This is a genomic window from Flavobacterium sp. LM4 (assembly GCF_002017935.1).
In the GTDB taxonomy this organism is placed as follows: domain Bacteria; phylum Bacteroidota; class Bacteroidia; order Flavobacteriales; family Flavobacteriaceae; genus Flavobacterium; species Flavobacterium chungangense.
Window position 1 is genome coordinate 1,165,113 of record NZ_MUFW01000001.1, and the last position, 25,317, is coordinate 1,190,429.

33 protein-coding genes are annotated in these 25,317 nt (G+C 33.3%); 23 read left to right on the top strand and 10 right to left on the bottom strand.

Going from position 1 to position 25,317, the window contains the following annotated elements; translation table 11 throughout:
- Positions 1 to 123: 123 nt before the first annotated feature.
- The gene (locus BXU10_RS05235) at positions 124 to 687 is read right to left on the bottom strand and encodes a nucleoside monophosphate kinase (protein WP_078226416.1); all 564 of its coding nucleotides are present in this window, start codon (positions 685 to 687) and stop codon (positions 124 to 126) included.
- Between the two features lie 139 nt (positions 688 to 826).
- On the opposite strand from BXU10_RS05235, the gene BXU10_RS05240 reads away from it, so the two are divergent.
- Positions 827 to 2,359 (top strand): IS1182 family transposase, encoded by a 1,533-nt coding sequence (locus BXU10_RS05240; protein WP_078226417.1) that lies wholly within the window; start codon positions 827 to 829, stop codon positions 2,357 to 2,359.
- A 231-nt stretch (positions 2,360 to 2,590) separates the two neighbouring features.
- On the opposite strand, the gene BXU10_RS05245 is transcribed toward BXU10_RS05240, so the two are convergent.
- Together BXU10_RS05245 and BXU10_RS05250 are read right to left on the bottom strand one after the other, a co-directional pair.
- Positions 2,591 to 2,902: a helix-turn-helix domain-containing protein gene (locus BXU10_RS05245; protein WP_078226418.1), complete on the bottom strand. Its 312-nt coding sequence runs from the start codon at positions 2,900 to 2,902 to the stop codon at positions 2,591 to 2,593.
- Positions 2,903 to 2,906: 4 nt separating this feature from the next.
- A complete protein-coding gene (locus tag BXU10_RS05250) occupies positions 2,907 to 3,245 on the bottom strand; it encodes a type II toxin-antitoxin system RelE/ParE family toxin (protein WP_078226419.1) in 339 nt (112 codons plus the stop codon).
- A gap of 320 nt (positions 3,246 to 3,565) precedes the next feature.
- Here BXU10_RS05250 and BXU10_RS05260 point away from each other — a divergent pair, with 320 nt between their 5' ends.
- Positions 3,566 to 4,573 (top strand): transposase, encoded by a 1,008-nt coding sequence (locus tag BXU10_RS05260; protein WP_078225959.1) that lies wholly within the window; start codon positions 3,566 to 3,568, stop codon positions 4,571 to 4,573.
- Positions 4,574 to 5,280: 707 nt separating this feature from the next.
- A complete protein-coding gene (locus BXU10_RS05265) occupies positions 5,281 to 5,511 on the top strand; it encodes a hypothetical protein (RefSeq protein WP_078226421.1) in 231 nt (76 codons plus the stop codon).
- A 138-nt stretch (positions 5,512 to 5,649) separates the two neighbouring features.
- Here BXU10_RS05265 and BXU10_RS05270 read toward each other — a convergent pair whose 3' ends face one another.
- Positions 5,650 to 6,471, bottom strand: a complete 822-nt coding sequence (locus BXU10_RS05270; RefSeq protein ID WP_123921951.1) for a hypothetical protein — start codon at positions 6,469 to 6,471, stop codon at positions 5,650 to 5,652.
- A gap of 160 nt (positions 6,472 to 6,631) precedes the next feature.
- Here BXU10_RS05270 and BXU10_RS05275 point away from each other — a divergent pair, with 160 nt between their 5' ends.
- Complete coding sequence (locus BXU10_RS05275; RefSeq protein WP_078226423.1) at positions 6,632 to 8,164, top strand: IS1182 family transposase; 1,533 nt, start codon at positions 6,632 to 6,634, stop codon at positions 8,162 to 8,164.
- Positions 8,165 to 8,391: 227 nt separating this feature from the next.
- Here the strand turns inward: BXU10_RS05275 and BXU10_RS05280 are convergent, their stop codons facing one another.
- From BXU10_RS05280 to BXU10_RS05300, 4 genes are all read right to left on the bottom strand, one after another.
- Positions 8,392 to 8,910, bottom strand: a complete 519-nt coding sequence (locus BXU10_RS05280) for a CbrC family protein (protein WP_078226424.1) — start codon at positions 8,908 to 8,910, stop codon at positions 8,392 to 8,394.
- 201 nt (positions 8,911 to 9,111) lie between these two features.
- Complete coding sequence (locus tag BXU10_RS05285) at positions 9,112 to 9,612, bottom strand: hypothetical protein (RefSeq protein ID WP_078226425.1); 501 nt, start codon at positions 9,610 to 9,612, stop codon at positions 9,112 to 9,114.
- Positions 9,613 to 10,238: 626 nt separating this feature from the next.
- Positions 10,239 to 10,637, bottom strand: a complete 399-nt coding sequence (locus BXU10_RS05295; protein ID WP_304529077.1) for a tyrosine-type recombinase/integrase — start codon at positions 10,635 to 10,637, stop codon at positions 10,239 to 10,241.
- A 472-nt stretch (positions 10,638 to 11,109) separates the two neighbouring features.
- On the bottom strand, positions 11,110 to 11,919 hold the full coding sequence (locus tag BXU10_RS05300) for a hypothetical protein (RefSeq protein WP_078226428.1): 810 nt from the start codon (positions 11,917 to 11,919) through the stop codon (positions 11,110 to 11,112).
- Between the two features lie 56 nt (positions 11,920 to 11,975).
- Here BXU10_RS05300 and BXU10_RS05305 point away from each other — a divergent pair, with 56 nt between their 5' ends.
- The 15 genes from BXU10_RS05305 to BXU10_RS05375 all read left to right on the top strand — a co-directional run bounded on the left by BXU10_RS05305 (position 11,976) and on the right by BXU10_RS05375 (position 21,432).
- Complete coding sequence (locus BXU10_RS05305; protein WP_031457072.1) at positions 11,976 to 12,209, top strand: hypothetical protein; 234 nt, start codon at positions 11,976 to 11,978, stop codon at positions 12,207 to 12,209.
- Between the two features lie 10 nt (positions 12,210 to 12,219).
- The gene (locus BXU10_RS05310) at positions 12,220 to 14,166 is read left to right on the top strand and encodes a hypothetical protein (RefSeq protein WP_078226429.1); all 1,947 of its coding nucleotides are present in this window, start codon (positions 12,220 to 12,222) and stop codon (positions 14,164 to 14,166) included.
- A gap of 41 nt (positions 14,167 to 14,207) precedes the next feature.
- Complete coding sequence (locus BXU10_RS05315; RefSeq protein ID WP_078226430.1) at positions 14,208 to 15,053, top strand: AAA family ATPase; 846 nt, start codon at positions 14,208 to 14,210, stop codon at positions 15,051 to 15,053.
- Positions 15,053 to 15,496 carry a hypothetical protein gene (locus BXU10_RS05320; protein ID WP_078226431.1) on the top strand — a complete coding sequence of 148 codons (444 nt, stop codon included), beginning with the start codon at positions 15,053 to 15,055 and terminating at the stop codon, positions 15,494 to 15,496. Before BXU10_RS05315 ends, BXU10_RS05320 begins: the two co-directional genes overlap by 1 nt.
- Entirely contained in the window at positions 15,477 to 16,115 is a 639-nt protein-coding gene (locus BXU10_RS05325) for an ATP-binding protein (protein ID WP_051872957.1), read from the top strand. Before BXU10_RS05320 ends, BXU10_RS05325 begins: the two co-directional genes overlap by 20 nt.
- A gap of 12 nt (positions 16,116 to 16,127) precedes the next feature.
- Positions 16,128 to 16,496 carry a hypothetical protein gene (locus BXU10_RS05330; RefSeq protein ID WP_078226432.1) on the top strand — a complete coding sequence of 123 codons (369 nt, stop codon included), beginning with the start codon at positions 16,128 to 16,130 and terminating at the stop codon, positions 16,494 to 16,496.
- Between the two features lie 126 nt (positions 16,497 to 16,622).
- Entirely contained in the window at positions 16,623 to 16,955 is a 333-nt protein-coding gene (locus BXU10_RS05335; protein ID WP_078226433.1) for a hypothetical protein, read from the top strand.
- Between the two features lie 19 nt (positions 16,956 to 16,974).
- Positions 16,975 to 17,682, top strand: coding sequence for a DUF3164 family protein (locus BXU10_RS05340; protein ID WP_078226434.1), 708 nt, complete (start codon positions 16,975 to 16,977; stop codon positions 17,680 to 17,682).
- A 212-nt stretch (positions 17,683 to 17,894) separates the two neighbouring features.
- Positions 17,895 to 18,338, top strand: a complete 444-nt coding sequence (locus BXU10_RS05345) for a hypothetical protein (protein WP_078226435.1) — start codon at positions 17,895 to 17,897, stop codon at positions 18,336 to 18,338.
- 120 nt (positions 18,339 to 18,458) lie between these two features.
- Positions 18,459 to 18,791 (top strand): hypothetical protein, encoded by a 333-nt coding sequence (locus BXU10_RS05350; protein WP_078226436.1) that lies wholly within the window; start codon positions 18,459 to 18,461, stop codon positions 18,789 to 18,791.
- Entirely contained in the window at positions 18,791 to 19,099 is a 309-nt protein-coding gene (locus tag BXU10_RS05355) for a DUF4406 domain-containing protein (RefSeq protein WP_078226437.1), read from the top strand. The genes BXU10_RS05350 and BXU10_RS05355 overlap by 1 nt, the downstream gene beginning before the upstream one ends.
- A 1-nt stretch (position 19,100) precedes the next feature.
- A complete protein-coding gene (locus BXU10_RS05360) occupies positions 19,101 to 19,535 on the top strand; it encodes a hypothetical protein (protein WP_078226438.1) in 435 nt (144 codons plus the stop codon).
- Between the two features lie 347 nt (positions 19,536 to 19,882).
- Positions 19,883 to 20,449, top strand: a complete 567-nt coding sequence (locus BXU10_RS05365; RefSeq protein ID WP_078226439.1) for a hypothetical protein — start codon at positions 19,883 to 19,885, stop codon at positions 20,447 to 20,449.
- A 152-nt stretch (positions 20,450 to 20,601) separates the two neighbouring features.
- Positions 20,602 to 21,150, top strand: a complete 549-nt coding sequence (locus BXU10_RS05370; RefSeq protein WP_078226440.1) for a hypothetical protein — start codon at positions 20,602 to 20,604, stop codon at positions 21,148 to 21,150.
- 51 nt (positions 21,151 to 21,201) lie between these two features.
- Complete coding sequence (locus tag BXU10_RS05375; protein WP_078227916.1) at positions 21,202 to 21,432, top strand: hypothetical protein; 231 nt, start codon at positions 21,202 to 21,204, stop codon at positions 21,430 to 21,432.
- 178 nt (positions 21,433 to 21,610) lie between these two features.
- Here the strand turns inward: BXU10_RS05375 and BXU10_RS05380 are convergent, their stop codons facing one another.
- Both BXU10_RS05380 and BXU10_RS05385 read right to left on the bottom strand, forming a co-directional pair.
- Entirely contained in the window at positions 21,611 to 22,093 is a 483-nt protein-coding gene (locus BXU10_RS05380) for a hypothetical protein (protein ID WP_035136924.1), read from the bottom strand.
- 86 nt (positions 22,094 to 22,179) lie between these two features.
- Entirely contained in the window at positions 22,180 to 22,467 is a 288-nt protein-coding gene (locus BXU10_RS05385) for a hypothetical protein (RefSeq protein ID WP_031457087.1), read from the bottom strand.
- 305 nt (positions 22,468 to 22,772) lie between these two features.
- Between BXU10_RS05385 and BXU10_RS05390 the strand changes: the two genes are divergently transcribed.
- The 4 genes from BXU10_RS05390 to BXU10_RS05405 all read left to right on the top strand — a co-directional run bounded on the left by BXU10_RS05390 (position 22,773) and on the right by BXU10_RS05405 (position 25,310).
- The gene (locus BXU10_RS05390; protein ID WP_078226441.1) at positions 22,773 to 23,186 is read left to right on the top strand and encodes an N-acetylmuramoyl-L-alanine amidase; all 414 of its coding nucleotides are present in this window, start codon (positions 22,773 to 22,775) and stop codon (positions 23,184 to 23,186) included.
- Positions 23,187 to 23,332: 146 nt separating this feature from the next.
- Positions 23,333 to 23,722, top strand: coding sequence for a hypothetical protein (locus tag BXU10_RS05395; RefSeq protein WP_123921952.1), 390 nt, complete (start codon positions 23,333 to 23,335; stop codon positions 23,720 to 23,722).
- Positions 23,719 to 24,894, top strand: a complete 1,176-nt coding sequence (locus tag BXU10_RS05400) for a DUF2586 family protein (RefSeq protein ID WP_078226443.1) — start codon at positions 23,719 to 23,721, stop codon at positions 24,892 to 24,894. Before BXU10_RS05395 ends, BXU10_RS05400 begins: the two co-directional genes overlap by 4 nt.
- Positions 24,894 to 25,310 (top strand): hypothetical protein, encoded by a 417-nt coding sequence (locus BXU10_RS05405; protein ID WP_031457091.1) that lies wholly within the window; start codon positions 24,894 to 24,896, stop codon positions 25,308 to 25,310. The genes BXU10_RS05400 and BXU10_RS05405 overlap by 1 nt, the downstream gene beginning before the upstream one ends.
- The last annotated feature ends 7 nt before the right edge of the window (positions 25,311 to 25,317 follow it).

Here is a 25,317-nt window from a genome sequence, read left to right on the forward strand (position 1 = left end):
GGATTTTGCCATAGAATGCGAGGTTGCGAGCTTCGGAATCGATTATTTTCTGTTAAAGATAAAATTTCTTGCGAAATGTAAATTTGAATTTACTACAAAATTCGCAATCTTGCCAAACGCCTGTTACAAGCTGGCTTTTACACGGTTTGTAATTTCGTCAATTGTTCCTAATCCATCAAAAGTCAAAACGTTTAATTTATATTTCATATATTCAATTGCTGGTCTCGTTGAATCTTCAAAAACTTCAATTCTTTTTATATGTATTTCAGCATCTTTATCATCCTTTCGGTCAGAAGTTTCAGCTCGTTTTTTTGCTCTTTTTAAAAGTTCTAATTTTGGAACATTAATATTAATTACTTTTCCAATTTTCAAATCTTTAGATTCAATAAGTTCTAACAGATCATTTACTTGCGCGTTTGTTCTAGGATAACCGTCTAAAATTATTCCCTTATTTGAAATATTTTCATCCAATATTTTACTAAAAAGATTTTTCATTATAGAGTCTGGAACTAAATCTCCTTTTTCTTCATACTCACACATTATTCTTCCAATTTCCGTTTCATTCTGTTTTTCTAAGCGACATCTATCTCCTGTTGAGATATGCTCAAATTTTAGTTCTTTTTTTAAAATTTCACATTGAGTTCCTTTTCCTGAGTATGGTGGACCAGTTATTATCAGTATTTCCATTTCTTTTATTAAGTTATATAGTTTGAGTTTAGTTTTTTTACGCTTGCTTGTAACGTCAGTCTGTGAAAAAACTTCCGTTTTGTTGTAAACAAATATAGAAAAGTATTGTTTAAAAACAGGATTTTTCGTATTTTTCGTAATGCAACATATACAAGGAATTTCCCGCCAACAAATGCGTTTTTCAAGTTTAGAAGATGCAATATCTGCCGATAATCAAGTACGTTTTATAGATGCTTTTGTAACCTTTTTAGATTTGGAAAAACTTGGTTTTGCAGTTACTTCTATTAAATCAGAAGGTCGACCGAGCTATAATATCAAAGTGTTTTTGAAAATCTATTTATACGGCTATCTCCATGGATTAAGAAGTAGCCGCAAACTTGAAAAAGAATGTTTTAGAAACATTGAAATGCAGTGGTTGTTAGAAGACATTCGACCGAACTACCACAGCATATCTGATTTTAGAAAGAACAATCCTGCAGCATTAAAAAACTTGTTCAAACTCTTTGTCGTTTTCTTGAAAGATGCCGATTTAATAGCAGGGGAAACCATTGCTATTGATGGAACTAAAAGCCGAGCGCACAATAGCCGTAAAGCTAATTTCAATCAAAAGAAAATAGATAAACATTTAGAGTATATCGAAATCAAAACCCAGCAATACCTTGATGCTTTGGAAGAAAATGATGCAAAGCATAACCCTGAAAAAATCAAAAACATCAAGCAGAAAATAGAACGTTTAAAACAAAACAAAATCCGCTATGAATTACTGGAAGAAAAACTACAAGCAAGTGGCGAACCTCAAATAAGCACCACCGATAGCGATGCCAGAGCCCTATTAGTGCAAGGGCAAGTGGTTGAAATCTCATTTAATATGCAGGCTGCAGTCGATGCCAAACACAATCTTGTGGTAGCCACTCATACGATCAACAAGAACGATCGTAGCGCTTTATCTGCCATTGCCATAGAAGCCAAAGAAAATTTAGGAATTGAAACTTATACTGCATTAGTGGACAAAGGCTATCATAATGGCAAACAAATAGAAATCTGCAAAAAAGCGAACATCACTACAATTGTAGCACAGCCCGAACAGGGGAAAAATAAAGAAAGGATAGCTGAGGGTTATTTGATCTCGAAGTTCCAATACGACCAAACCACCGACACCTACACTTGCCCTGAGGGAGAAACGCTTAAAACCACAGGTCACTGGCACAAGAAAACCGATAGCGATAGTTATGAATTCAAGAGATACCGAACATCCAAGTGCAGGGAGTGTCCCGTAAAGCAGTTATGTACCAGCAGAGTGGCTGGACGAGATATAGACCGCAGTCAATATGCTGATGCCGTAGAAGAAAACAACAAACGTTATCACGCAAATCCACAGCTCTACCGCAAGCGTCAGGAAATCAACGAGCATATCTTTGGGACTATCAAACGGCAATGGGGCTATAATCACACTAATTTAACAGGATTGGAAAAAGTAAACGGAGAACACAGCTTAATTATGTTGGTCTATAACATCAAACGCAGTATCAATATACTGGGCGTTCCCGAACTTATTGCAAAACTTCAAAAATGGAATTCACCCTACAAGGCAAAAGTCTTGTTTTTACTAAAAACGAGTTATTTAAAGCTTCATACAACAACTAATTTTTATCCCGAGAAATTAGCAGCCTAAAAAAAGTGATTCAATATAAGGCTTTATTTGAATTACAGTAAAGTAAAATCTAGAGGTTTTAACTGGAAAAGGAGGTTTTTTCACAGCCTGACGTTCCCGCGCTACAAGCAGTTTGGGACTAAATTAAGCCCATTTTTCGGATTTGCCAAATCTTCCAAATACAAAACCAACTTCAAATTAAGCCAAATACCCAAATTGCTTGTAGCGTGTGTTGGGCGATCGGCAATTTTTTTAGTGGATTGCTACATTCTGATTTAACAATTCTACATTAAAATTAATTTTCGCATTTAAGGCTTTAAAAACTTTAATTATTGTGTCAAATCTTGCGTCAGTCAAGCTATTTTCAATTTTTGAAATTTGAGCTTTTTTTACACCAACTAATTCTCCTAATTGTTCTTGTGTCAAGTTTCTCTCTTTACGAATTTGTTTAATGGTTTGACCAATTAAATCAATTTTCAATTCGTTTTCGAAATTTTCTCTATTTGTTGTTCCTTTTGCTCCAACGAATTTATCTGTTACTTCATCTAAACTATATGTTTTCATAATCTTATTTCTTTTCGTTAAAATATTTTACTCGTAATGATTCTGCTCTTTCAATTTCTACTTTCGGAGTTTTGTCAGTTTTCTTTATAATTCCGTGAGTAGAAATAACAACTGTATCCTTTTTATCTGATTTATCCCAAAAGGCAAAAAGTCTCAAATATTGTTTGTTATATAAAGTTCTAAATTCCCAAATCTCTCCATCGAGTTTTTTGAATAATTCATTATCGTTTACGCTTCTTGATTTCCAAATATTATAAAGTATTTTTTCTCTAGATTTCGGGTCTAGATTTTCTAAAAACTCTAAAACGGGTTCAAGAAACTCAACTTTAAATTTATAATCCATTTTTCACTAATCTTATATTTTCTGTAAAGATATAAGTTTCCTTTTTAAGAAACAAATATTGTCGTTTTTTTCGGTTGCTCGTTGCTGTCGCCCAACGTTTTGGCGCTTGGCCTTTACTTTGTAAAGCATAAATTTTGTAAATTTCTCAAAGGAAAGCAGAAGTGAACTACGCGCTTGGCCAGACTCATGATCCATACCTCGCATTAGTCTTCTGCTCCTCCTTGAGTTTTGTTGAATGGCTTCAAATAGAATGATAGACAACGGGTCTAATAAAGGCTTTAAAGCAAATTCAACTTTTTATTTCACTTAAAATCAAATGTATGAAAAAGTATTTATTTTTTGTAGGGATTGATGTTTCTAAGTCAAAATTAGACGTCACTTTTCTTGAGAAGCCATTAGGAAAGAAAATAGTTCACTTTGTGGTAAGTAACGACAACAAAGGAATTAAAGAGATTGTAAAGCAGCTAAACAATCGAAAAATTGCTTTAGAAGAGGTGTTGATCAGCTTTGAAGATACGGGTGTTTATTCACTTCCTTTGGGATGTTATTTGACACGGTACAAGATCGATTATTGGATGATTCCCGCCATTGAAATCAAACGCAGCAAAGGAATCTCCAGAGGGAAAACTGATAAAAATGACTCTAAAGATATTGCATTTTATACCTTAACACATTTGCACAAGTTGCGATTAACACAGCTTCCAGAGTTATCATTAATGGAACTTAAATTACTTTTTACAGAACGTGAAAAACTACTTAAAAGCTTGCGTATCATTGGAAGTACCAGTGAAGGAATCGGTTATATTCCCAAAGAAGCTATGGGTGATGTTTTAAAAATTAATAAAGTAGTTATTAAACAACTTCAAAAAGCAATCGAAAAAGTAGAAAGGAAAATGAAAGAAATCATTCAATCCAATGAGCAGCTCAAATTGCAGAACGAGCTCATTCAAAGTATTCCAGGGGTTGGGCCACAAACTGCCTTGTATATTATCTTAGTTACCAAATCGTTTCAATCCTTCGAAAACTGGCGACAAGTGGCTTGTTATGCTGGAGTGGCTCCATTTCAATACAGTTCTGGAAGTTCTATAAAAGGAAGGACAAAGGTCAATCATCTAGCAGATAAAAAACTAAAATCGTTACTGAATATGTGTGCTTTAAATAGCAAAAAACACGACGCGGAACTCAAACAATATTATGCACGGAAAGTAGGCGAAGGGAAATCGAAAATGTTGGTTTTAAATAATATAAGATGCAAACTATTGGGGCGAATTTTTGCAACTATTAACCGCGGAACACCTTATGTAAACATTCAAAAATTTGCAGCATAATTTTAGCGTTTTTTACTTGGATTTTGCCATAGAATGCGAGGTTGGGGAATAAAGATGCGTAATTTTTCGGTTAAACCCAAATTTTCCAAATACAAAACCATTTTTAAATTCAGCCTAAAACCCCAATCTTGCCAAACGGCTGTTAGGCGGGGGTTGTTTTGTCGGAATTACTATTAAACCTCAAATTTTTAACGCTTCTATTTTTCAAGTTTCTGCTTTTCAAGTTTCTGCTTTCACGCTTCCGCTTTTCAAGTTTCTACTTTTTAGACTCCAACTTTTACACTTCAGCTTTTCAAGTTTCCACTTTTCAGATTCCAACTTTCACGCTTCCGCTTTTCAAGTTTCTACTTTTCAGATTCCAACTTTCACGCTTCCGCTTTTCAAGTTTCTACTTTTCAGATTCCAACTTTCACGTTTCCGCTTTTCACGTTTCTGTTTTTTAGATTCCAACTTTCAACTTTTAGCTTTTCAGATTTTCGCTTCTAAATTCCAACTTTCACGCTTCTGCTTTGTAAACTTCTTGAGGAAACCAATTCATTTTCTAATTGTTTTCATCTGCGTAATTTCGGCGTAACTCACGCCTAACGTTCCGCAGCTACACGATGCCAGCCTAAGCGGTTGCGTATATTCGGCTGGTATTGTGTAACTGCTGTTATGCGTTCGGCTTTTCTTTTCAATCACAATATTAACTAATAAATATAAAAATTATGATTAGATTTTTAGAAATAAAAGGAGTTTATCTCGATGACAAAAAAAGTTTTTCATTTTACAACACAGTAAAGGATAAATTATTAGACTTTGATGGCAGTCAAGTTTTTGATGATTTAGAAGATTTTGACTTACACTATACTTCAAAATGTGGTTATGATTATGATAGGTTAATTGGATTGATTCCTTCGGGTTATTTTTCTGACGACTACAACCAAGCTGATGCATAACGTCTTGGCACTACAGCGGGTTTGGGACTAAATTAAGCCCATTCTTCGGATTTGCCAAATATTCCAAATACAAAACCATTTTCCCATTAAGCCTATTGCCCAAATCCGTTGTAGTGGCTGTTACCAGCAGTTATTTTATCATAGTGCAATTGAAATTGTCCCATTATGTTTTTTTGCATAATTATACATCAATAAATATAATTTGCAGTATTCTAATCTCAATAAATCTATTGGTCTTTTCATAAAGAAAACCGTTCCTTCTTTGATAGGGAGAATTGAATTATTTTTTAAATCTTTCATATTAATAAAGTAGACTTTATTTTGTTCTGAATTATCTATAGTTACTCTGCAATAATCAATTTTATCGCAGTTTGTATGACCTGTGATAGCTTTATTCCCTATGAATTTATGTACTTGTCCAACAATTTTATTTTCATTATTATATATTCTTGATGTGCTTCCATATTCTTTGGTTTCATATGGTTCTTCTCTTTTATCTGCAAAATAATAATCAAATTTTTCAGTATTTATTTTTGATGAAATATCTTTCTTGATGTAGTTGATTATGTTTTTAAATTCGTTAAGTTCAATATTAATTTCGTCATCATATTTTAGATATGAAAGTTTTGTATTAAAATTACTCGGAAAATAATTTTTGAAGTCAGTTTTAGGATAAAAATAGGTGTATTTATCTTGAGTAAACTCAGGAAATGAAGTGTCAAAACTCAATTTATTTTTGTTATCAGGTAAGGTAATATACATTAAAATGACATTAGCTCTAATATATTTCCAATTTATTCTTTTAACTTCAGCTTTAAAATCATTCATTTCATTTTCTTCTAATTTTAGAGAAATTACTGTACTTCGACTAGCTGGAGAATACAATTTTAAGCAGTTATCAGACTGAGCATTTATGACATATTGAAAAAATGACATTATTGTTATGAAATATTTCTTCATTTAAAAATAAGACTTAAGTTTTGTTTCTTATGATATAATTATGATCTTCAATTCAACGGCATAATTGCTGGTAACGTCAGTCTGTGAAAAAACTTCCGTTTTGTTGTAAACAAATATAGAAAAGTATTGTTTAAAAACAGGATTTTTCGTATTTTTCGTAATGCAACATATACAAGGAATTTCCCGCCAACAAATGCGTTTTTCAAGTTTAGAAGATGCAATATCTGCCGATAATCAAGTACGTTTTATAGATGCTTTTGTAACCTTTTTAGATTTGGAAAAACTTGGTTTTACAGTTACTTCTATTAAATCAGAAGGTCGACCGAGCTATAATATCAAAGTGTTTTTGAAAATCTATTTATACGGCTATCTCAATGGATTAAGAAGTAGCCGCAAACTGGAAAAAGAATGTTTTAGAAACATTGAAATGCAGTGGTTGTTAGAAGACATTCGACCGAACTACCACAGCATATCTGATTTTAGAAAGAACAATCCTGCAGCATTAAAAAACTTGTTCAAACTCTTTGTCGTTTTCTTGAAAGATGCCGATTTAATAGCAGGGGAAACCATTGCTATTGATGGAACTAAAAGCCGAGCGCACAATAGCCGTAAAGCTAATTTCAATCAAAAGAAAATAGATAAACATTTAGAGTATATCGAAATCAAAACCCAGCAATACCTTGATGCTTTGGAAGAAAATGATGCAAAGCATAACCCTGAAAAAATCAAAAACATCAAGCAGAAAATAGAACGTTTAAAACAAAACAAAATCCGCTATGAATTACTGGAAGAAAAACTACAAGCAAGTGGCGAACCTCAAATAAGCACCACCGATAGCGATGCCAGAGCCCTATTAGTGCAAGGGCAAGTGGTTGAAATCTCATTTAATATGCAGGCTGCAGTCGATGCCAAACACAATCTTGTGGTAGCCACTCATACGATCAACAAGAACGATCGTAGCGCTTTATCTGCCATTGCCATAGAAGCCAAAGAAAATTTAGGAATTGAAACTTATACTGCATTAGTGGACAAAGGCTATCATAATGGCAAACAAATAGAAATCTGCAAAAAAGCGAACATCACTACAATTGTAGCACAGCCCGAACAGGGGAAAAATAAAGAAAGGATAGCTGAGGGTTATTTGATCTCGAAGTTCCAATACGACCAAACCACCGACACCTACACTTGCCCTGAGGGAGAAACGCTTAAAACCACAGGTCACTGGCACAAGAAAACCGATAGCGATAGTTATGAATTCAAGAGATACCGAACATCCAAGTGCAGGGAGTGTCCCGTAAAGCAGTTATGTACCAGCAGAGTGGCTGGACGAGATATAGACCGCAGTCAATATGCTGATGCCGTAGAAGAAAACAACAAACGTTATCACGCAAATCCACAGCTCTACCGCAAGCGTCAGGAAATCAACGAGCATATCTTTGGGACTATCAAACGGCAATGGGGCTATAATCACACTAATTTAACAGGATTGGAAAAAGTAAACGGAGAACACAGCTTAATTATGTTGGTCTATAACATCAAACGCAGTATCAATATACTGGGCGTTCCCGAACTTATTGCAAAACTTCAAAAATGGAATTCACCCTACAAGGCAAAAGTCTTGTTTTTACTAAAAACGAGTTATTTAAAGCTTCATACAACAACTAATTTTTATCCCGAGAAATTAGCAGCCTAAAAAAAGTGATTCAATATAAGGCTTTATTTGAATTACAGTAGAGTAAAATCTAGAGGTTTTAACTGGAAAAGGAGGTTTTTTCACAGCCTGACGTTCCCGCGCTACACGCAGGCTGGGATTAAAGATGCGTATTCTTTCGGTTAAAAACAAATGCATCAAATACAAACTATTTTCAAATTAAGCCAATTGCCCAGCTTGCTTGTAGCGTGTGTTGGTGGCAGTATTTTTTAGTCGCAATCAACGTGTAATCTATGTTGTCCGCAATTCACACACTGAAATAAATAACCAACTAAACTTCCGTCTTTTGATAAGTGTTCTTTTATCATTTCTGGTTCATAACCGTTATTTTCGATGTCATCATTTAATTCGTCTAATAGTGGTTCAATTGTTTTAGAATCTGCATAACTTATTAATCTACAAGGTTGATTACAATGTGAAAGCCAAACTTCTTGTTGCCAACTTATATAACTTGGAGTTTTTTCGCTAACTTTTAATAACAATTCCTCAGCAATATTTTCTGAATTTTCAATTCCTGCATAATCGTTAAATTCTCCTTTAAAAATTTCTGCCGCTTTTCCACTTTCAATACACCAAGCACAAATATAATCAGGTTCTTCTTGGCTGTAAAATGAGCCTGTATATTTTAGGTTTCTATTTTCGTTACAACAAGAACAAATTCCGTCTTCTTTTTCAAAAACATCTAGTTCATATGCATTTGGACTAAATTCAAATTTTGGTAATTCCACAATAATTTTTTTAAGTTTAGTTTTATTTCACTTAGTTTCTCCGATTTTCAGGCAATATTGCCACCAACGTTCCCGCGCTACAGCGGGTTTGGGACTAAATTAATCCCTATTTTCGGATTTGCCAAATCTTCCAAATACAAAACCAACTTTCCATTAAGCCAATTGCCCAAATCCGTTGTAGCGTGTGTTGGCAGATGGTTTTTATTCTTTTGTTACTTTTGGAGGTTCATTTTCACAGTGAATGTCGAAAATTAATTCTTCTTTACTATATTCTTTACAACTTTTATTATACTTATTAGTTTCAATACAAAGTTGTGTTTCAATCATAAGTAATTGGTCAATTAGCGATTGCGTTTCTTCTTTGTTTTTAAGTTTAGTGTCAAATTCTAAATTAACTAAAGTATGAGTTAGCGATGTAGTTAATTTTCCATTCTTTTCTTTGGTTAAATCTACTTTACTTTTATTTAAGATGTTGTCTTCACAAGTAAGTTTTAATTCTTCTGCATAAAGTTCGGTGTTTTTTAATTCTACTTTGTCAATCTTTTTCGACTTCTGAAGTTGTTTAGTTATTTCCAAAGTAATTTCCGTTCGTAACTTTAGTTGTTGTTTTAATTTCGTCCAATTTTTATTAATTTCCAAACTATCTTGGCAAAATACATTTAGGCTTTGTAATAAAATAAAAATTAAAAGACTTTTTTTCATATTATTTATTTTCGTTTTTTCTGCTCCAAAATCTCTGCCAACGTTCTCGCGCTACAGCGGGTTTGGGACTAAATTAAGCTCTATTTTCGGATTTGCCAAATCTTTCAAATACAAGACCATTTTTAAATTAAGCCAATTGCCCAAATCCGTTGTAGCGTGTGTTACAGGGCGGTTATTTTTGTCGAAATTACGATTTTCACACAAAACTTTCACGCTTTTGTTGGCAAAATCCAATTTTCACGTTTCTGCTTTTCTGCTCGTAATTTTCGGTTCATTATTTCAAATATTTTCTTTTCGTTTTAAAAATCTGCGCAAAAAAAAATCAAGTTTCTGCTTTTCAAGTTTCCGTTGGCAAATTCCGATTTTCAGGTTTCTGCTTTTCACGCTTCTGTTTTCAGACTCCAACTTTCCGACTTCTGCTATCGATTCCAATTTTCACGCTTCTGCTTTGTAAACTTCTTGCGGAATCAATGCTTATTTTCTGATTGTTTTCATCTGCGTAATTTCGGCATAACTGCCCTGTAACTAATTTATATGCGAATAAATTTAGCCTGTTTTATACTATATTGGCATGTTATGCGCATGTTTTTTTGCGTTTTATTGCATTACAAAAATAAAATTATTTCTTACATATCGAAGGGATTGATGATTTTTTGTAATGAATTGCTTGATACATGTGTGTAAATCATAGTTGTTTTTGGATTGCTATGTCCTAATAAATCCTGAATATATCGTAAATCAGTTCCTGATTCTAACAGGTGAGTTGCAAAACTATGCCGTAAGGTATGCAAACTAATCCGTTTTGTAATTCCCGATTTTCGGGCTGCTATTTGTAAAATGGCTTGTGCGCTTCGGCTGCTATATTGTTCTTTAAACTGACCTTCAAACAAATACAACTGAGGTTTGTATACACTGTAATATTCTCGTAACAAAAGAAGAATTTTATTGGATAATAATGTATAACGGTCTTTTTTCCCTTTCGCATTTATAACACGAATAACCAAAAGTATTAATACACTAATCAAAAAGAACCTGAAAACCCCAATAAAATCAGCTACTTGAGGAGGGGCATCCTGAATGCAACTACAATCGAAAAGTAATTAAGTGTTTATTAAAGGTCTTTCAAATGTCATTTATTAAAGGCTTTAAATGCTAATACTATTCTGTTATATTGGTGCTCCCAAAAACTACCTGAAAAGCCTTAAAAACAACGATTTTGATTACTCTTAATACCGTTTAAAACATCTTTTAAACGGTTTTTTTTATGCCTCAAAGTAACCAGATCAAAACTTATTGAAATACGAACAAAAAAAAATTGCGGTTAGTTTTGGGGTTAGTGTTGCAGTTAGATAAAAAGATAAAAAAACACACATAAAATGCCATGTATTCCAAAAAATAGACAAGTTATGGTTATTAAAGTATCTATGTGTGTAGGGATAATACCAAAATGATAAAAGTAAAAATGAAGTTATGTTGTTGATTTTTATATTGTTGTGTTTAAAATGATCGTTTTATCACGTGAAATATCTGTATTATATCATTAAGTGAGCAGTCAAAAGGTTTGGAAAGGGGATTTCTTGAAGATAAAGTGATTTTACCATTGTCTTTTAATTCGGTGATATCTTTGTGCCAAATTCCTTTCTTTGAGATGATTACAAATCCGTATCGTGTTTTGTGAAATCCGTTTAACCATAAATGTTTTCCTACTTCCCTCCCTAATATGTCGGCGCCAGAGGGAGTGTCGAACCCGCCATTATTCCACATGCTGTCACCAATAGATTCAAAGCCAACATAATTGCCCCGGCCAATGTGGTCAACCTTAAATGCCATTGTAGAAAATTCTTCTTTTAAGACAACTTCGTCATGGTAAGATTCTACATATGAGGCATATGCGTTAAAAGGAACTTTGATAACCTCAATTCTAATTGTGCCATCTGAATAGATATAATATTTATTTCCGTTGGAATTGAATAGTACTTCAGGTTCTTGAGAATCATCGAAAAGCTTTGCTTCATTTAGAAATAAATTAGTGTCATTAGTCTGAATATTTAAATCTGTGTCAGATGGATGAGGATCCGTGTTTTTTTCCATGTCACCTTCTCCAGTAATCACCCATTCTATATTAATATCTGGGTAGGTAGACAAAAGAGTATCTAAAAAATCAGAATTTACTGTAGTGTATTTGTGCTTGCCTTTGAAATTTCCATAGGTCATACCCAAATCTTCAATAAATTTTTCCTTTACAAGTCCTTTGTATTCAGCGTATTGCAATATTCGTTCTTTAATTGGAGTTATTATTCTATCCATTAAGTGTAAATTAGTTATTATTTTAACTATCTTTGTCGCGACAATAAGACAAAACTATGGAGAAAAATAGTAATGTCCTAACAAACGGACAAAAAACTCAAGAAGAAATTAGCCTATTAGAAGAAAGATTGCAATACGGAGATTATACAACTCTCGGATTAGCACTTAGTTGTACTCCTGATACGGGTAAAAAAAGATTCAAACGTGGAAATATTGAAGCGTTTTTGGCATTGGATAAAATAATCACCTCCCGAGAAGAATTAGTTAAGGATTTACAAAAAAAGAAATAATTCGGATTCTATGTTTGAGTATCAACACAACAAGTTATGTGTAGTAAGCTCATGGCTTTATTCTGAGGGAATAATGACCGAGTCGAACTACAAATACTTGTGTTCAGCCGGAAAAATGAAAAAAGTAACCATTGGTGGTAATGGCCGCAAGGCATTGGTCGCTTATGAATCTATTCCTGACCGTTTTAAAAAGATAATTCGTGAAAAAGGTATTGATCCTTACGCATCAGTAAAAAACATTGTCTTTGGTGATTATATGGAATGGGATCATAAAGCTGAGCAATACTTTAGAGATTATCTTTTAGATAATGGTTTGCATTTGCCTGAGGAAAAACAGAAAGAGTACACCCATCAGGCAATTATGTTCAATGCTGTCAAACATATTGCAACAAATGTAGTAGTTCAAAAACGTTTTGGAGGTAAAAAACAAATGTGGGAAAGAATGTTAGAAGCAATTAGCAATTTGCCTGAAACGTGGATGCATACCCGTTATAAAAACGTGGTTTCATTTAAACGTGCTATTCAAAAATATGAACACGATGGTTATGGGGCTATCGTTTCGGGGAAATGGTTAAACTCAAATCCTTCTAAAATTGTCGAGGATGTAGCCGATTTTATTCTTTCGCAGTATTGCCTTCCTGTAAAGTACACAATTAGCGAGGTTTTGAAAATTTACGAATCAGTTCGTGAATCTAAAGGATGGAAAACTTTATCAGAAAGAGCAATCGGTGCATGGCTCGATAAAACAGAGCAAAAACGTATTTGGATGTTGGCCCGTGACGGTAAGGATGAGTATATGAAACATTTTGGCCATACAGTTACACGTAAACGTTCAGAATGGTTTCCAAATGCATGGTGGGCGATTGACGGTACTAAACTGGATTTGGTTCATTTTGCCAACAATAAGCAAAGAATGGCAGCCGAATTAAAAATAAATGTTGTTTTTGATGTGTATAGCGAAAAAATTATTGGTTGGGATATAGCCTATTCTGAAAATCACGCATCGCACTTTAGAGCTATTAAAATGGCTGTTAATGAATCAGGTTGTCGTCCGTTTTTGTTCACTTATGATAAACAATCTGGTCACACTTCGAACCGCATGCAGAATTTATACGATAAGCTTCCTGCGAAAGGTGGTGCACATTATAGCCATAAAGCAGGCAGAAAGTCAAGCCCGGCAGAACAAATCTTTAACAGGTTACAACAGCAAGTTATATCTAAAATGTGGTTTTCGGACAAACAAAGCATCAAAGTAAGAACAGCAACCAATAAGCCTAACACTGACTTTATTGTAGAGTACAAGAATGCATTGCCAACCGTTGACGAATTCAATAAAATATTCACAGCATTAATTAATAAATGGAATGCAGGAAAACAAGAAGATTGGGAATACAGCCGAACTGAAATGTATAATCAAGAAACTGAACACCGTGAAGAAATCAACATTATGGATCAGCTTTCAATGTTTTGGATTGATGAAACGAAAGTTAAAAAATACTATGCTCACGGAATGCCTCTTACTGTTGAAGGTAAAGACTATCTCTACGAAGTGTATGATGAAACCAATAATGTTGATTTGAATTTTAGACAGAAATATGTTGGGGAAAGTTTAATTGTTCGATATGACCCTGAACGACTGGATGAGTTTGTCGGATTGTATGAATTGACATCTTCAGGAGAAAAAAGATTTGTAGCCTATGCACAATCAAAACGAATGCATGAATCAATTCCGGTTCTAATGAAAGGTAATTCAAAGGCATTATTACTCCAGGATGTTTCTGTTCGGGATCAGGAATTAAAACGAGATCATGAGGCATACGAAAGATTAATTCAGCGTACAGGTATTAACAGAGAAAGCCTAATCGAAGAACAGCAATTGATGGTTAAGTTTCAGGGGCACTTACCAAAAGAAGAACAAATGGCAACTGATTCAAACGGCTTTTATTCCAGATTTTAAACTCTTTAAATAATATTTAAACTCTTATTAAACCTATAAAAATGACACATCAAGACAAAATTCAAATCGTAGAAGTATTAGAAAAATTTATTATACAAAAAGGTTCAGCAAATAAAGTTGCTGCCGACATGCCGGGAGTATCACCTGCTACATTATCACAAATGAGAAATCACAATTGGGATTTAATTGCTGCTGAAATGTGGCGAAGAGTTGCCAAATATGTTGGCCTTTCTGCTAATGAATGGAATTATGCAGAAACTCGTAATTCGAAAGATTTGTTACAATTCTTTAGCGAAAGTCAACAGTTTTCAATGGTAATGGCTATCACAGGTAAAGCAGGATCGGGAAAAACAGAAACAGCCAAAAAATACGAATCAGAAAATAAAAACACCTTTCTATTGTCTTGTAACGAATATTGGGACAAACGCTGGTTTTTGCGTGAATTGTTGGGAAAAATGGGTAAAGAGTTTGCTGGTTCAACAATGCCAGAAATGATGTATAAAGTGGTTTTACATTTAAATTCTTTAGAATCTCCAATGATCATTTTAGATGAAGCTGATAAACTGGCTGATAATGTGCTTCTGTTTTTCATTACTCTTTATAACGAGCTTGAAAATCATTGTGGTATTGTTCTTATGGCAACGCACTTCCTTGAAAAAAGAATTAGGAGAGGTATAGCAACAGAAAAGAAAGGGTATCGAGAAATCTACAGTCGTGTAGGGCTAAGATTTATTGAACTTGAAAACACAAGCTACAGTGATGTTCAAAATATATGTGTTGCAAATGGTTTAGAGGATACCTTAATGATTCGAACCATATCAAAAGACTGCGAAGGCGATGTAAGACGAGTTAGAAGATTGATTTATGCACACAAAAGAGCATCATAATGGATTTTCGCTATCACCCTATAATAGAAAATCTCAAAATCAGTGAAAATGGTACAGAGATATACTACAATGATGTTTTATTAAAACCTTTTGAAAACGATAAAACCAGGAAAAATCCAACACTAAAGGTAAACTTTCTCAATAAAGCCCATTCAGTAACAAAATTGATTTGTGAGGCATGGAACGGATTGAGAGAGCATTCCGGACAACGAGTAAGCAAAATAAATCAGCTTTCTGACAATCATTATTCAAATTTAGAATGGAAAGAAGGTGCTTCAAGTGGTGTGGGTAATTGGAAACAGAAGTTAAAACATGAGGACATTCCCAAAATCATCGAATTGCTGCAAGTAGGAAAATCCAAAACACAAATAGACCGCAAGTTCAATGTAGATGATGTAACTATTTTGAGAAATATAAAAAAGCATGACAAAGAAAATCAATAGAGCCTACTCTGTATCAAACGTTCTTTCAAAAAAATTCAATCCCTTAGAATTTACTGGCGAATGGAAAAATACATTAGGAACACCCGATAAAGCTTTTTCGGCAATCATATTTGGTGGTTCTGGTCAGGGTAAAACAGAAGCTGCAATAAAATTTGCAAAGTATCTGACCAATTTTGGCAAAGTTGCCTATGATTCTTTAGAGCAAGGATTATCTGCAACAATTCAAAACGCACTTGTCAGAAATCACATGGATACTTGCGGAAACTCTTTTGTCTTATTAGATCGTGAGCCCTTTGATGAATTGATTATCAGAATGAGTAAACCAAAATCACCAGACTTTCTTTTTGTCGATTCGGTTCAATACACAAGGATTAACAAAGTACAGTATTATCAACTAAAAGAACTGATGTTAAAGAAAGGAAAAGGTATTGTTTGGATTTCGCAGGCAAAGGGAAAAGAGCCTAAAGGTGCCTTGGCAGACGATATAAGATATGATGTTGATTTGAAATTATGGGTTGAGGGATTTAAGTTATTCCCTGATGGAAGGTTAAACGGTGGTGGTGAAGATTTTGCCATTTTTCCGGAGAGAGCAGCAAAATACTGGAGAGAAATTATTTAAACGTCAAAAAACATGAATAACAAAAACAAAATTATCGATCATTTACAGTTAACATCAGAGCAATATGATGAAAGATTATTTCAAATATTTTGGTGTTGGTGTCAAAAATTTGGTAAAACTATAAATCATTCACAACAGTTATTAGCCAATCATGGCATTGCTAAATGGTGGTATGCAGAGTATGAAAAAATAGAAGCAAGGTTTATTGAAGCAATGCCTCATTTGCCGCTACACACCAATAGTTTAGAGTATCACTATTTCGGTTTTATCAATCAAATGAATACGATTTATCCAAAACCTTTAATAGATGCTATTTCAGTAAGTGTACAAAAAGAAGAAATTAAAATTACTAAAACACTACCTACTTATTATGCGAACTAAAAACCAATTAAAAAACAAAAAGGCTGAATTAGAACAATGGTTAACCGACAATCCTAACCATCCAGACAGGATAAAGATTCAATCAGATTTAAACAATGTTATTAACAAACTCTTAGAAAAAGAAAAATGATAAACTCAAACATTAGCGACCAAGAAGCCAAAGCGCGCTTAGATTTTTTAGACATCATAAATTCATTTTTGTTTGAGGATGTCCCCGTAAAGATTAAAGGCGAAATCCAATACCGAAAACGAGGGATCCTCACAGATGGTGAAAAAATTTGCTTAAGTCAGGAACGAGCTGCAATAAGGGATTTCCTTTCCTATAAAAAAGGTGAGATTGATAAAAAGCAAGTTCGAAATTATAAGGTTTCGGATAAAATAGAAGATAAAATAAATACCTGTGTAATTATTATCAAGCAAACCAACTGGCTAAAAACCTTTAAGAGACAATACTATTAATCATTAAAAAAATATCATTATGAATACTCAAACATTATCAAATCAAAGTTTAAACCTATTGGATTTATCTAATTATAGCCCGGAACAGTTAAGAGCTGCACTTGCGAAAGCAGAATCAAGGAAAGAAGAAGATCGTACAGCCTATAAGGAAATAGTGGAGCAAACAGTACCTAAAGCTGTTCATCTATTGTTGCAAGCTTCAGATCTTCTTTCAATAGCTAAAACAGAAGCTTTTAAATACTTCGAAAATGTTTTAAAACTTAAAGCTGATGTATATGGTGTAAAGGAGAAACAAATGACACATACTTTTTCTTATGAAAAAGGAGAGATTACCATTGGCTATCGAATTAATGATGCCTGGGACGATACTGTAAATGCCGGAATTGCCAAAGTTGAAAAATTCATTTCATCATTAGCGAAAGACAAAGAAACAGCTGCATTGGTAAGAATGGTATTCAATTTATTGAAAAAAGATGCAAAAGGTAATTTAAAAAGTAACCGTGTTTTAGAGCTTCAAAAATTAACAAAGGACTTTAATAGCGAAGAATTTACAGATGGTGTTGATATAATTTCCAAAGCCTATAAACCTAAAAAATCAGTTTGGTTTTGTGAAGCAGCCGTGATAAATGATGACGGAACAAAAACAGCAGTACCGCTTTCATTAAGTGCTGTTGATTTTACAAAAAACTACAAATTCAATTTTTACAATGAACCAGTCAAATCTTAGTACAATTATAGTATTGGTTATTGTACTCATCATAACCAACCGAAAGGAAATAGCCACTTTTAACGAATGGCTGCAATTTAGGATTAAAACACTTCTTAAACAGAATTTCGGCAAGTAGTTCAGTTTACCGGATATAATCTAACGTTTTGTATCCGGTATCAATATTACCATAATCAGTAATAATCTCAACTATTACACAAATCAGTCATATTATGGAAACGTCAATCACTCCAATTGTTACAATGGCAACATCAGACCAAAAACGATTAATTGCCATACACACACCCAATAAAGACACAAAGGAAGAATGGGTGCAATGGGCTACGGCAGATGAAAAAAGGACCTCTACAAATGATTTGACTTTCGACCAGGCGAATAGGATTTTAAAACAGCTTGGTTTAAAAGAACATGTAAAAGATCTATGGTCAAAATTTGACAAAAAAAATGCCCAGCACATGTCAATTTTAGCAATTCTAAGGATAGCACAATGGACTAAAAAAGTGAATGGAAAAGAGGTTGCAGATCTTGACGTTTTAGATCATTTTTTAAAAACAAAATCGCCTGTTAAAAAGCCATTAAAGAAAATGAACTACGAAGAAACCAGTAAAGTTATTCACGCACTTAACCAATCAGTAAAATGGATATTCAGCAAATAAATTGTTCTCACAGAGAAAAGAAAATCAAAGTATTAGATGCTGTATGCGGATGCGAAACAACAGTAATTGTTTGCTGTGATTGCGAAAAAGAATTAACAGAACCTAAAACCGAATGCTAAAATGCAAATAGATCTAAAACTTCCACCAGAAACATTTGTAATAATAGCGGCGACCCTACAGCCTGTTTACAACACCAACCCTATAACAAGAAAGGAGAAATCAATGTTTTCAATTGCTTTAGATATTACTAATAAAATGGATTCAAAAACAGGATTTCTAAAAAAACAATCCACCTTGTTTGATAGTAAAAAGAAATTAAAAATAACATTTAAACATCACGAAGCCGATATGTTAGAAATCATATTACTGGATCAGATTAAATATGTTGAAGATAAATATATAAGGCTTCAAATTCAAAACACAATTGACCTGTTAAATCAAAAATTAGCATAATGAATCAAACCATATACATTGCCGGAAAAGTAACCGGAGAGTTGCCAGAACCAACAACAGATAAATTTAAAAAAAAGCAAATCGAACTAGAAGGAAAAGGTTTCGATGTTGTGAATCCAATAGAAGTAGTGAATAATGTTAATGAGAATTGGCACACTGCTATGGAAATGTGTTTGCAAGCTTTAGAATCTTGTGATGCTATTTTTATGGTGCCGTGTTATGTTGATAGTAAAGGAGCAAAAGTAGAGCTTAAAAGAGCTAAAGAAATGGGTATTCAGATCTACTACAATTTAAAAGAAATTATATAAAATGAGCCTTGTTAGAACCTACACCGTAAAAATGCAGTCGGGCGATATATGGCAGTTTAAATACAATTTAAACGGTATTTTAATCTTCTTTAATGTACTGGAAGGAAACCTAACTCCAAAACAAGAAAAGTTTCTTTATCTGGATGGTAAATTTCCATGGAAAGAAGAGCATATAAAAGCCTGGTCGAAACTTTATAAAACTACAACTGTAGAAGTTGGTGAGCCAGATTTATCCTTCGCTGCATTTTGGAAATTATATCCATCAAATCCACTTTCAAAGAAGAAACTTGCAAATGAAAGATTCCTTAAATTAAAGGAGGCTGATAAAATAAAGATCTTCTTAAAAACCCCCGAATTTATAAAAGAAAAAACTAAGCAAAACTCGCCCTTTCTTTATGCTGAAGTATATATAAATCAGCGGTGGTGGGACCAGTAATTTGATTATCGCAAGAAAAAGAAACGGCTCATTAATGAGCCGTTTCTTTTTCTTGTCAGTTTAAAAATTAATGGAATTATTGTTTGTTAAGTTTTTCAATCTGATATTTTCAATCAGCTAAAATTAACTGATTTGAACAGAAAGTTTCTTCCATAAAATGCAAAAACACAGAACAAGCATCAAATAATTTTGGCAGTAATTACTTATTTTTTATATGTTTGTTTTTTAAACGAGCTAATGAGGTTTAAATATGAAAAATTAAAGAACCCCAAAGCTGCAGGATTATAATGCTATTGGTGTAATTATCATTCAACTAATTTTTATTTATAAATAATTCAATTCTCAAAATGAAAAAACTACTATTGCTTACTTATTTGTTGTTATCAATTTCGGCACAATCTCAGGAAGTATCACCCTACTATCCGGCAAAGCATGTTGTAGATAACCCTGCTACTTTTACAAGTCAAATAACTTATTTTGATATGAATTACATTACAAATAATATCAGTGAGTTTCTTACTTATAGAATGAGTATGGTTGTGACAAAAAGCGATGATAGTAAATTGCTTTATGATGGTGGATCTTACACAATAACCTACACTGATAGATTAGCGCAGTCAGGATATAAAACTCTTGTTTTTAATTACAGCATTGGAAAAGTTGACGATATTTATACAATTAAATCTTTAGAAATTACAGGATCAGAACGCCGTCTTATTTCTTTTTTTGTTAATTTTTGGCAAACAAGTATAAACTTTACAGCTCCTGCAGGCAATTCAGATGTATCACTTTTGACAGGTCAGGATGTTGCAAAATTTTATTTTAACAAAGGCCAACCTTATATAACGGTTACAAATAATACCTTTAAATCAATAGAAGAATTTAAAGCATATTTCCAAAAACGAAAAGGTTAGAAACCCAAAGCCACTGTAAAAAGTGGTTTTTTTATGGCTTCAAATAATGTTTTAAAATAGGAATAAATAAAGCTCCAAACTACAGGATTATAATCCTATTGGTGTAATTATCATTCAACTAATTTTTATTTATAAATAATTCAATTCTTAAAATGAAAAAACTACTATTGCTTACTTATTTGTTTTTATCAATCTCGGCACAATCTCAGGATTTTGCAAAAGACACTCTTTTAGTTAATGGCACACAACCCGCCTCAATTATTAGAATCAAAAATCATAAAATATTTATAGCCCAAAATCAAGAAATGCAAAAATCATATATAAAACAAAAGGATGGTTCTTTTGTTTCTAATGGAGTTCCATATGTAGAAATCTATATAGATAAAAAAGCACATACTATTGGTACTACAACAGAATATGTTGATATCATGTTTGATAAATTAAATACTGGTCCTGGTAGCAGTAATGAAATAATTGCATTAGATAATACCCGAATATTAATTCACTATAGAAAAATAGAAAAAGAAAAAAAGGAACAAATGGTTGTATTTTATCCACTTGCAGATAGATTTTTAAATTTCAGTTTTGTTTTTTATTATACAGATGATGATAATAGATCTAGTAAGGAAAATGCAGTTTATTCTATTATCAAAGATGGTATTTTGGTTTTAGAAGATTATTTTTTATATCGTAAAATTTAAACCCACACAGTGGATTTTTTTTATGTAGAAAAAATTTATATTTTTGCCACTATGACACGCAATGAAAGACTTACCGAAAGAAACAACCAAGTGAGAAAGCTTTTTTATGATCTACAGGTAAAAAATCCGAAGTGGCGTATTGATGCTATCATTGAAGAAGTTGCCGACAGGTTCTTTTTATCTAACAGAACTATTGAGGCTATCATTAAATTCGAAGGCGTCTACAATGATAATGCTAAGGCAGCAGAATCTGTACAGCCAACATTATTTCAATTTTTATAAAGTATAATAAATTTTTATTTGTATAGTCAGACTTACGGGTAGGGCAAAGCAGGCGTTTAGTAGCAATACTAAACGCCTGTTTGATTTATAACAATTAGGTTTCCTTTTTTATAAAAACAATACCCTTTTATTTATAGTTTTTATTCTTAAAAACATCCCTGACTCATTTCTGATTTCTCTAAAAAATTACACTGGCATTCAAATTTTTTATATAAGTGTATTTTGAATTTACTGATCTGTAAATCGAGGTTTCAAATAAAAGGGTGTAACTCATGATTTCTTCGCCTTTTTCTCCAGGTTCTTCATTAACATGATTCAAAGGTTTGAACTGTTCACCTTGAAAATTTTGCAATTGTTCGACGATTTTATCAAGAATGTCAATTTCGATTAATGCGTTTTCAGGATCTGAGCTATAAAAATGTTCCATCCAGCCGTCTTTGCAGTAAAAAGTAACAGCAACAACACATTTCCCTTCCTGCTTTTGTTCGACCATCAAAGTCCAGGTAATCGACCTGATTTCAATTAATGCAGCAGTGTAATAAGCAGGATAATTTTCCTTTCCATTACCAAACTGTTGTCGCTGTAAATCGATAAGTTCTAACTCGGGAATGTTTGCGAGTTCTTCTTTTACTTTTATAAATAATTCTTTACGTGGTGTCATACTCTGCGTGTTGTTTTTGGTTTATCTATCAATGGTTTTGTATTGCTTTCTTTAGAGCGTATCCAAATAAAAGCCTGTCTTTATTCTTATTTGTAATAACCATCGATGTTTAGATTGCCGTTTTCTTCAAACTTGATGTTATTGATTTTCATTCCGTCATATTCAAGGTTCTTTTTAGCTTCAATCAAAAAAGGTAAAAAATCATCTTCATTTAACATCCTGTCAATGCCGACTCCCAATTCTGGAAATTCTTTGTACTCTCCTTTGTTTGCAAGTAAAATATGCTCTTGGTGTTGGTTATCAGAATAACCGATTACGATATCACCGTTTTGGATATCTAAATCTCCTGTTGTGTCTAAAAGTATATCTGTCATGGAGCAAAATTCGATATATAATAGGGCTCTAAAAATTTATCCTCCAATGCTTGTAAAAAATTGATACAATATTTGTTTTAATGTCATACAACCATTGGCAGGTTATTTTTTTTTGCTTCAAAAACGCTTCAATTTTGCCTCATCAAACAATCAGAAATACATAAAACTATTGCTGATGACAGAAGATTTTGTATAAAATGTTAATGGATATAAATTCAGGGTTCTATCAAGAGAATAGACGGATACACGAGTAGCATCAATTACAGATATTCTAAAAGATTACCAAGCTAAAAACAAGAATAATTATGCCAAGAAATATGAAGTATATAGCGGTGCATTGTACGGCAACTTCTCAAAAAACGAGCATTAGCGCAATTCAAAGCTATTGGCAAAAGCAATTGGGCTGGAAAATGCCCGGCTATCACTTTATTATTAAACCTGATGGCGAAATTGTTCAATTATTACCAATAGAACAGGTTTCAAATGGTGTACAAGGATTCAATAGTGAAACGATTAATATCTCCTATATAGGAGGTGTAGATGAAAACAACGTTCCGATTGATAACAGAACACCGGCGCAAAAAGCATCGCTTTTAAAAAAGCTAAAAGAATTAAAAATAAAATTTCCACTTGCAAAAATTCAAGGACACAGGGATTTCCCAAAAGTTAAAAAAGCTTGTCCGAGTTTTGATGCCTTAAAGGAATATAAAGATCTATAACAGATGAGATGCAAAGAAAAAACATAAAACTTAAATTTTTACTGATTTGTTTTGTACTTGTTTTTTGCTTTTTGAGCTCCTGCCGTTCTAAACGGCAGGAAACCCAAAAAGTTGATACAACTATTGAAACAACAAAAGAAGATATTGTGAGCTATAAAGACACAATTATTTACGCTCCAAAGTCAGAAACAAGTTTAAAAATACCAATTTCAGACTTAATGTTTAAACCTGATTCAAATGAGGTTGAAACATCTAAAAATAAGGTTGAAACACCTAAAATATACACCCAAAAGAATGGGAATGCAACTGCAAAAATAAAAGTTGTCCATGACTTTATTTATGTTACAGCAACATGTGACAGTTTAGCAATAGCAGCTAAAATAAAAACCAGGCTGGAAAAAGAATACCGATTAAAAGAGCTTACAGATCAATCGAAAGCAGAGATTCAATCAGGTTTTACATTTTGGAATTTGCTTATTGCCTTTATTCTTGGATTTGCACTTTGTTTAATAATTAATTTTTTTAAAATAATATGAGTTTACCAAATATAATATTTAATATCTCTAACAATGGTTTAGGGTTATTACAATCCGACACACAAAAAGTCCCAGGCTTTGTTTTGACCGGTGCAACGGTTACCGGTGCCAACAAAGTTACAGTGGGAAATTCGTACCAAATTTTTTCACTCGAAGAAGCTGTTAATCTTGGTATCGAAGAAACTGGAACAAATGCATTTGCATATGGCCAGATAAAGAGCTTTTATGCTGAAGCAAAAAAAGGAGCTGAACTTTGGTTTATGCTGGTGGCTTCAACAGTTACTTTAGAAGACCAGGCCGATTTAACTAAAAACTTTGCAAAGAAACTGTTATCAGATGCACAGGGGAAAATCAGGGTTTTAGGGCTTTTAAAGAAGTCTGGAACTTCTGAAACTATTACAAACGGTCTTGATAACGATGTGCATTTATCTGTTGTTAAAGCTCAGGCATTAGCAGAAGATTTTAGTGACCGTTACTTTCCGGTACGTATTCTAATTTCAGGAAACAAATTCGACGGTACAGTTGCAAATCTTAAGGATTATTCTACAACTGATTACAACAAAGTATCAATCTTGATTGCAAACGTTGACGGTTCAAAAGAGGCATCAATTGGTTTGGCTTTGGGAAGATTAGCGAGTATTCCGACACAGCGAAAAATTAGCCGTGTAAAAGATGGAGCTGTTGAGCCTCTTGCAGCTTACTTTACAAATGGTGAACCAGTATTTACTTTGGATGCTGCCTGGGATGCTATTGACAATAAGAATTATATTTTCTTAAGAAGTTTTGCAAGTCAATCCGGTTTCTTCTTTACAGGAGACAAAACATTAACTAAATCAACGGATGACTTCAATAGTCTTGCTCGTGGTTTGGTGATGGACGAAGCTGTTTTGATTGCTTACGCTACATTGGTGCAGGAGCTTTCAGATGAGGTTCCGGTTACAGCAAGCGGAACAATCCACCCGACAATTATTAAAACATGGCAAAATTCAATTGAGCGTCAAATTGGCGGGCTTATGGTTGAAGCTGGAAAACTTTCAGGTGTTAAAGCATTTATTGATGAAAATCAAAATGTTTTAGTTACCAACAATGTTAACGTTGAGCTTCAATTATTGCCAGTTGGTTATGCAGATTTCATAACGGTAAACATAGGATTTACCACAACATTAGAGTAATGGCAGATTATAGTAGTAAAAATTATTCGTGGAATGATATTTCTATTGCTTTAGGCGGTAGAATTATCGAAGGTATTGAAGAAGTAGAATACACAGTTAAACAAGAAAAAGCAGTTTTGCGTGGTCGTGGATCTGTAGGTCATATGATTACCCGAGGTAACAAAGATTGTGAAGGTAAAATTACATTGTGGCAAAGTGAAGTTGAGGCCATGATCAAAGATGCTCCCAACAATGATATTCTGGCTTTGAACTTTGATATCATTTGGAGTTTTTCACCAAATGATGGAGGTGCAACGATTACCGATGTACTAACAAGTTGCGAGGTTAAAGAATACAAAAAAGGGATGAAGCAGGGAGATCAAAATATGCTTGTAGAATTACCGATCGTTTTCCTGGATATTAAACATCAACAATAAAAACTGA

Excerpts from the sequence above, each read along its gene's own strand:
- BXU10_RS05235 (WP_078226416.1), bottom strand. The coding sequence starts at position 687 with ATGGAAATACTGATAATAACTGGTCCACCATACTCAGGAAAAGGAACT.
- BXU10_RS05240 (WP_078226417.1), top strand. The coding sequence starts at position 827 with ATGCAACATATACAAGGAATTTCCCGCCAACAAATGCGTTTTTCAAGT.
- BXU10_RS05245 (WP_078226418.1), bottom strand. The coding sequence starts at position 2,902 with ATGAAAACATATAGTTTAGATGAAGTAACAGATAAATTCGTTGGAGCA.
- BXU10_RS05250 (WP_078226419.1), bottom strand. The coding sequence starts at position 3,245 with ATGGATTATAAATTTAAAGTTGAGTTTCTTGAACCCGTTTTAGAGTTT.
- BXU10_RS05260 (WP_078225959.1), top strand. The coding sequence starts at position 3,566 with ATGAAAAAGTATTTATTTTTTGTAGGGATTGATGTTTCTAAGTCAAAA.
- BXU10_RS05265 (WP_078226421.1), top strand. The coding sequence starts at position 5,281 with ATGATTAGATTTTTAGAAATAAAAGGAGTTTATCTCGATGACAAAAAA.
- BXU10_RS05270 (WP_123921951.1), bottom strand. The coding sequence starts at position 6,471 with ATGAAGAAATATTTCATAACAATAATGTCATTTTTTCAATATGTCATA.
- BXU10_RS05275 (WP_078226423.1), top strand. The coding sequence starts at position 6,632 with ATGCAACATATACAAGGAATTTCCCGCCAACAAATGCGTTTTTCAAGT.
- BXU10_RS05285 (WP_078226425.1), bottom strand. The coding sequence starts at position 9,612 with ATGAAAAAAAGTCTTTTAATTTTTATTTTATTACAAAGCCTAAATGTA.
- BXU10_RS05300 (WP_078226428.1), bottom strand. The coding sequence starts at position 11,919 with ATGGATAGAATAATAACTCCAATTAAAGAACGAATATTGCAATACGCT.
- BXU10_RS05305 (WP_031457072.1), top strand. The coding sequence starts at position 11,976 with ATGGAGAAAAATAGTAATGTCCTAACAAACGGACAAAAAACTCAAGAA.
- BXU10_RS05310 (WP_078226429.1), top strand. The coding sequence starts at position 12,220 with ATGTTTGAGTATCAACACAACAAGTTATGTGTAGTAAGCTCATGGCTT.
- BXU10_RS05315 (WP_078226430.1), top strand. The coding sequence starts at position 14,208 with ATGACACATCAAGACAAAATTCAAATCGTAGAAGTATTAGAAAAATTT.
- BXU10_RS05320 (WP_078226431.1), top strand. The coding sequence starts at position 15,053 with ATGGATTTTCGCTATCACCCTATAATAGAAAATCTCAAAATCAGTGAA.
- BXU10_RS05325 (WP_051872957.1), top strand. The coding sequence starts at position 15,477 with ATGACAAAGAAAATCAATAGAGCCTACTCTGTATCAAACGTTCTTTCA.
- BXU10_RS05330 (WP_078226432.1), top strand. The coding sequence starts at position 16,128 with ATGAATAACAAAAACAAAATTATCGATCATTTACAGTTAACATCAGAG.
- BXU10_RS05335 (WP_078226433.1), top strand. The coding sequence starts at position 16,623 with ATGATAAACTCAAACATTAGCGACCAAGAAGCCAAAGCGCGCTTAGAT.
- BXU10_RS05340 (WP_078226434.1), top strand. The coding sequence starts at position 16,975 with ATGAATACTCAAACATTATCAAATCAAAGTTTAAACCTATTGGATTTA.
- BXU10_RS05345 (WP_078226435.1), top strand. The coding sequence starts at position 17,895 with ATGGAAACGTCAATCACTCCAATTGTTACAATGGCAACATCAGACCAA.
- BXU10_RS05350 (WP_078226436.1), top strand. The coding sequence starts at position 18,459 with ATGCAAATAGATCTAAAACTTCCACCAGAAACATTTGTAATAATAGCG.
- BXU10_RS05355 (WP_078226437.1), top strand. The coding sequence starts at position 18,791 with ATGAATCAAACCATATACATTGCCGGAAAAGTAACCGGAGAGTTGCCA.
- BXU10_RS05360 (WP_078226438.1), top strand. The coding sequence starts at position 19,101 with ATGAGCCTTGTTAGAACCTACACCGTAAAAATGCAGTCGGGCGATATA.
- BXU10_RS05365 (WP_078226439.1), top strand. The coding sequence starts at position 19,883 with ATGAAAAAACTACTATTGCTTACTTATTTGTTGTTATCAATTTCGGCA.
- BXU10_RS05370 (WP_078226440.1), top strand. The coding sequence starts at position 20,602 with ATGAAAAAACTACTATTGCTTACTTATTTGTTTTTATCAATCTCGGCA.
- BXU10_RS05375 (WP_078227916.1), top strand. The coding sequence starts at position 21,202 with ATGACACGCAATGAAAGACTTACCGAAAGAAACAACCAAGTGAGAAAG.
- BXU10_RS05380 (WP_035136924.1), bottom strand. The coding sequence starts at position 22,093 with ATGACACCACGTAAAGAATTATTTATAAAAGTAAAAGAAGAACTCGCA.
- BXU10_RS05385 (WP_031457087.1), bottom strand. The coding sequence starts at position 22,467 with ATGACAGATATACTTTTAGACACAACAGGAGATTTAGATATCCAAAAC.
- BXU10_RS05390 (WP_078226441.1), top strand. The coding sequence starts at position 22,773 with ATGCCAAGAAATATGAAGTATATAGCGGTGCATTGTACGGCAACTTCT.
- BXU10_RS05400 (WP_078226443.1), top strand. The coding sequence starts at position 23,719 with ATGAGTTTACCAAATATAATATTTAATATCTCTAACAATGGTTTAGGG.
- BXU10_RS05405 (WP_031457091.1), top strand. The coding sequence starts at position 24,894 with ATGGCAGATTATAGTAGTAAAAATTATTCGTGGAATGATATTTCTATT.